At 33.8% G+C, this 5,826-nt stretch carries 4 protein-coding genes; 2 read left to right on the forward strand and 2 right to left on the reverse strand.

Annotated features, from left to right (window positions below):
- Nucleotides 1-1,204 precede the first annotated feature (1,204 nt).
- Nucleotides 1,205-2,317: a tetratricopeptide repeat protein gene (locus tag AFK68_RS13905; protein WP_094673319.1), complete on the forward strand. Its 1,113-nt coding sequence runs from the start codon at nt 1,205-1,207 to the stop codon at nt 2,315-2,317.
- A 932-nt stretch (nt 2,318-3,249) separates the two neighbouring features.
- Here AFK68_RS13905 and AFK68_RS13910 read toward each other — a convergent pair.
- Both AFK68_RS13910 and AFK68_RS13915 read right to left on the reverse strand, forming a co-directional pair.
- Nucleotides 3,250-4,317: a glycerate kinase gene (locus AFK68_RS13910; RefSeq protein WP_094673320.1), complete on the reverse strand. Its 1,068-nt coding sequence runs from the start codon at nt 4,315-4,317 to the stop codon at nt 3,250-3,252.
- Nucleotides 4,318-4,595: 278 nt separating this feature from the next.
- Nucleotides 4,596-4,928, reverse strand: a complete 333-nt coding sequence (locus AFK68_RS13915) for a DUF565 domain-containing protein (protein ID WP_094673321.1) — start codon at nt 4,926-4,928, stop codon at nt 4,596-4,598.
- A 420-nt stretch (nt 4,929-5,348) separates the two neighbouring features.
- On the opposite strand from AFK68_RS13915, the gene AFK68_RS13920 reads away from it, so the two are divergent.
- Nucleotides 5,349-5,810, forward strand: a complete 462-nt coding sequence (locus AFK68_RS13920; protein ID WP_094673322.1) for a hypothetical protein — start codon at nt 5,349-5,351, stop codon at nt 5,808-5,810.
- The last annotated feature ends 16 nt before the right edge of the window (nt 5,811-5,826 follow it).

Genomic DNA, 5,826 nt, shown 5'->3' on the forward strand with positions numbered 1-5,826 from the left:
GAAAAATTCATGTTAAGAAGTGCTTGCAACTCAATAATTTTATTTTTTTTTAGGGAATGCAAGCAGTTTTACAATTATAGCAATATCTTGCAATCTGATGTTTTCTTTGTATTTGATAAAAATAATTTTGTTGTTTGTTCTTGGGGTAATCTTAATCACCGAACCCATAAAGAAATCATTAGTCCCTTTGGGGTGTTTGATTTTTGCTGTTGCTACTAATTTTTTAATGAATGAAGCTGATTCTGTAGGCTCTCTCTATCATCTATCAATACCTAATCATGCTATTAATTTTGTTTATATTAGCACAACAAAAAAAGCGTTGTATATAGGTGTCAATATCACTATAATTACATGGCTTTTGTTCATCATATTCTGGGAAGCTATAATAAGGTTTATTATCTTATCTCAGCGGAAAATAAAGCCTGATGAACGAGCCAACAATAAGTAATCAGTTCGACAATGAATTAATTCAACAAAGCCGCTTTAATTTGTAGTCTCCTCACAAATATTGCTCTAGTTTCAATTCTGTTTATAGCAAAAGAACGGCAAACAAGCATTAAGGGGTTAAAATTCAAACTTAGAAAGTATGCACTTTTAGAAAACTGTTTAGAAAAAGCTCTTGATGAATTAAAAGAGATTTCTATAATTTGCGAAGGTAGTGCAAATAGTAGCGAAGTTTTTGCACCAACAGCCGACAAAGCTAAGGTATCTGCTTTTTATAACAGGACAATATATAAAGTTAAAAACAAAGCTGACAAAACTTTGGAATTTACACAAAAAAAACTAAATTTATTCAATTCAAGTTCAAAAATGAATTACTCAGATGATAGCTATGAATGAATAACACTTTCGGATTAATACTTTCGTTCGTTGGGCGTTAGGTTTTGAATATCAATTTAAAGTCCCCTACTGGTATTTAGGGTTTTAGTGATTAATGATTCAAGAATTAAGTAGAAGATATCTATAAATTGACAGGTCGATAATTTTACTGACTTACAATCGAACTTAGAACCTAATGGCAAGAGTTATTCACCTCTTGCCTCTTGTTTTATTCCGATGGTTAGTCATCAAATTGCGATCGCACAATTGACCTAAAAACACCTATGGCCATCTAGTAAGGTTCTGAGCTGAACCTTCTAGGGAATTCCTGAACAAAGTGCTATGATTAGTCATTTCTATAAACACTATTAATTTCAGACTGGCCGTGTACAAACAAACAATATCAATACTTAGTAGTCTAATGGTGGCCACAATAACAGCCACTGTTCCTTCTATTGCTTATGGAGTTCCTTGCTGTGGGGTCAAATTATTGGCTCAAGGTAATCAAAATGGGAATTCCAAACTAAATGAACTACTACGCCAGGGACGAGAATTAGCGGATGCTGGAAATTACCAACTTGCCATAACAATATATCAACAGGCGGTACGTTTAGACCCCAAGAATGCACAAATATATTCTGGTATTGCTTACTTGGAAGCACTCCAGAAAAATTTCCAAGCAGCAGCTCAGTTTTATCAACAGGCGATCGCCATAGATCCTCATAATGCAGATTTTCAATATGGTTTGGGATATAGTATGGCCAGATTAGAAAATTATCAGGCCGCCATTGAAGCTTATCGCCGTGCTTCTTTACTAGACCGCAACAATATTAATGCGCATTTAGGGTTAGGTGCTACATTGTTTCGCCAGGAGAAATATAATGAGGCGATCGTTGCATATCAAGTCGCTATTCAGTCTAACCCTAAAAATGCTGAAGCTCATGCTGCAATGGGTTTAGTATTACTTAAGCAAGAGCGCTTTCCTGAAGCATTGGCAGCAGTGCGAAAAGCTGTGGAATTATCACCTAGAGATGCAGGGGTACAAATCAAGTTGGGAACTGCTTTATTAGCTACTGGAGATACTAAAGGCGGTTTAGCTGCTCTGAAGTTAGCTTCTAGTTTAGCACCAAGAAATGGAGATATTCAGTTTCAAATTGCGGAAATTTATCAAGCTCAGGATAATACTCAAGCTGCTTTGAAATTTTATCAAAAAGCTACTTATGCTAATCCTGATTTACTCGAAGCTAGGTTTGCTGCTGCAGAGATACTTTTAGAACAGCAGGATTATTTACAAGCAATAATTATGTATCGGCAAGTAATTAAGAGAAATCCTGATAATGCAGATGCTCATTATAAAATTGGGTTAGCTCTTCAAGGTAGACAACGTAAAAGAGAAGCATTAAAATCTTTTGAAAGAGCTTTAAAACTGTTTGAGGAAGAGGATAATTCTGAGGGTAAGGAAAAAGTGAAAACTGCTTTAGCGCAATTGGAAGATTAATCTTAAGCTTTTGTTTTTATAGAAGGGAACAGGGAGGGCGTTGCTGAATCAAGGTATGAAAATAAAAATTGAATAATCTCAAATATTTCTTATCCAATAGTTTAGCAACTACTAAAAAATACAAATCATACCCACGCATCAGCAACGCCTAGGGAGCAGTTGGAAAAACTTTTGCTATTGTAAAATTAATCATTAGTCTATGTCCTAATCAATTCTTTCTTAGTTATAACAACCCTAAATATTAAATTACTAATAAGACTTCAATAAACTTTTCCCAAGTGAAGTATTTTTCTCTTGTTTTTTGATATAGAAATGCAATTTTCTCCTCTGAAGAAGGAGGCTCATCAATACTTGCTAATACGTAAGCATTCAGCCGTCAGCCGTCAGCTATCAGCTAAGGTTTTTATAGGGGTTTTCACTTCATGACTTGCATTATTTCTGCCTTATGCCTTCTACCTTTAAGCCAAAATCTCTTATATTCTATGAATCATGAAAAGCGGGCTTACTATGAACGACCATATATTCAATTTTTGCTCCTAGCAATAGGGAATATAAAATCTAGATACACAACAGCTTATANACTATGAACGACCATATATTCAATTTTTGCTCCTAGCAATAGGGAATATAAAATCTAGATACACAACAGCTTATAATTCCCGTGCCTCCTAGCATTTTCAAAAGCTGTTTGCGTAGCATGACCTAGGAAAAGCTGAGTGCTAATAGCTGAATGCTTACGCTAATACTATATTCATTTTGAATTCTGGTTTAATAATATCCTTGAAGAAAATGGTAGAAATCAAGCTTTTATTCCAGATCAATAGCAATAGCTGTTAACGTAGTTCCTCCGCAGGAGGCTTGCTGACGGCTGAATTATTACCCATTTAGATTCAATAAACTGCATTAGTTTTGTTTTTAATTTGACTTCCCATTTAATAGTTTGGATGATAAATATTTCCCAGGGAATGATCGGAATTAATTTCTATTACTAAATCTACCAATTCAGAATTTTTGATGAGTGGCTTAATAAACAATTCTGGATGTAATGCTTGCCAAAAATAATCCACAAATTTTTCTATTTCATCATCACTCATGCCTGATTTTCCTGAAGCAATCATTTGTTGTTCTGCTTGTTTTCGCCATTGTTTAGAAAAACGATAATCAGTTGGATATAAAACAATTAAACTATCTAATTTTTCCCACAGAGGTAAATATTCTATTAATTTTTCATTCATATCACGGGCAAATTTTTGGTCTGCTTCTGTAATAATTGGTGGTGGTGCAAAATCAAAATTTTCCTCTGGAATTGGGCGAACTCCAACAAACCAACCTTCAAATAAAACAATATCAACTTTACTTACCATTTCTGGTTCAATTCTGTCTCCAGCACCATTAAAAAGAGACTTATTAAATCTAGGAATAGGAATTAAATTATCATAATTTTGATTTTCTGATTGACGTAACTTCTCTAAAGTTTCTATTCCTAAACTAACATCATGGGTTCCTGGAGGTCCGCGCCAAATTAATCGGGAATCTTCCTTTTCTAAAAGTTGACGTTCAGCGTAAGTTTTATAAATATCATCAATAGAAATGCTAATAGTTTTATAGCCAAGCTTGTCTAAAATTAGGATTAAAATTTTTGCTAGAGTAGTTTTTCCAGTTCCTTGTCCGCCTAAAATTCCTTGGACTAATGGGCGACCTAAATTTTTACGTTTATTAACTAATTTTATTCCTAAAGGTAACCATAATTTCCATAAAGTTTCTAAAGTCTGATTATCTCTGATAGGAAACTTATTATAGTCAATAGTTACAGACTGAAAAAGCAGCGACCGCTGCCTAATGATTTCTCTTACATTTGTCGAAGTAATGTGAAAAACATCGGCACGTTTTGGCTCTATTAATTCCTGATTTTCTAAAGTTTCTAATTCTTTTTTTTCCAGAGACTTACCCTGCTGTAAAATCTGTAAAATTTGTCTTAGAGATGGGTTAGATAATTCCATAAAAATTCGGCGAACTTGAATAAAAGTATGTGTATCTTTTACATTGATTTTCCTTTCTACAATATTCGCTCTGATCTGATCAACTATACTATTTTTGGGTTGAATAAAAAATCATGCTTATAGGCGAACAACCCCTTACACTTTTTATCATATCACAAAAATTGTGAGGATGCAACTGAAAATTCTTTGAGGCCCCGAATTTTTCAGGAGCTTTAGAGAATGCAAAAGTTAGTCCTAGCTAAAATGGGGCTAACGAAATAAATCTTCTGATTCTAATCTTAAGAACCTAATTTGAAAGCTTCTAAAAATAGACCATAAGTGAAACCTATTTTAAAACCATTTAAAATATCTATTCCCAAAGAACGTGCAATTTTTCCTCTACTGCCATAAACTAACCAATTTAATATTTCCGTAATCAATAAACAAATTAAAGCATACAAAACATCTAAATAACCTTCTTGACCAGCGATAGTAGAAACAGCAGTTGCTGCAAAATTACCAAACAACAAACTAATAATTAATAGAGAAATTCGACGCCAAGGATTAAGTAACCATTGTTTAAACCTCTCCAGAATAACGTTCAGTAATCTATTAAGACGGGTACTTTGCATAGATAATGTTAAATATATTTTGAACTTATATAATTTTCAACTTAAAAATGCTTTAGTGCAGCACACTAGAAATAACCAATTAATTAGAAAATCCTAAAAGCCTTCGCAATTAATACTTTTGACTTTGACTTTCTTAGTCCGCATTCCCTTGTGTTTTACACCAATGCGGGGTCTCACCGCTTTTGACTTTTGACTTCTGCGTAGGGAAATATTGTGTAGATTAACATAGCAAAATATCGCAGTCGTTATTATTGTTAAGACATTCTCAAATATAGTCACAGCAATAATTTACTTCTGACTTTTAGCTTCTAACTTCTGAGTTCTGAGTTCTTACTTCCACTATGGCAGGCTGCAGGTGTTTCAGGGTAAACAACATCAGGATGCCAAGTTATAAGGAGAAAAATAAATACTTAAATTTCAATGAAATTTCAACCTTACTCAAAAATTATTATTGCTTTAATATTCTTGTTATTAGGACTAATCATTGGCAGGTTTCAATTAACAATATCCTGGACAAAAAATGAGTCTGCAAGATTACAAACATCAAAATCTTCACCAATTTTAAAACCTCCTTTATCAAACATTCCTACTCCAACACCCCTACCAAAATCTCTAACAAAACAAACCCAAGAATGTAATCTTCCCATAACTATTTCTGAATCATCTATAGTTAAAACTAATAGAGGAGCTCTTCGAGTTAACAACTGTACATATCGTCCAGTTCGTATAGCACTATTAGCTAGATCCTCAGAACAATCTTACCAAAAATCTGCTCACTGGGATTTGGCTCCAGGAGAAGGTAGTGGTAGAGGGTGTGAAACTGTTACCTATTTTCTACCCATAACTAGACATATCTTGCGGATTGTCCATATAATTAGGTGAAGTCTATACAGTAACT

This window comes from Hydrocoleum sp. CS-953, from assembly GCF_002260545.1.
In the GTDB taxonomy this organism is placed as follows: Bacteria; Cyanobacteriota; Cyanobacteriia; order Cyanobacteriales; family Microcoleaceae; genus Trichodesmium.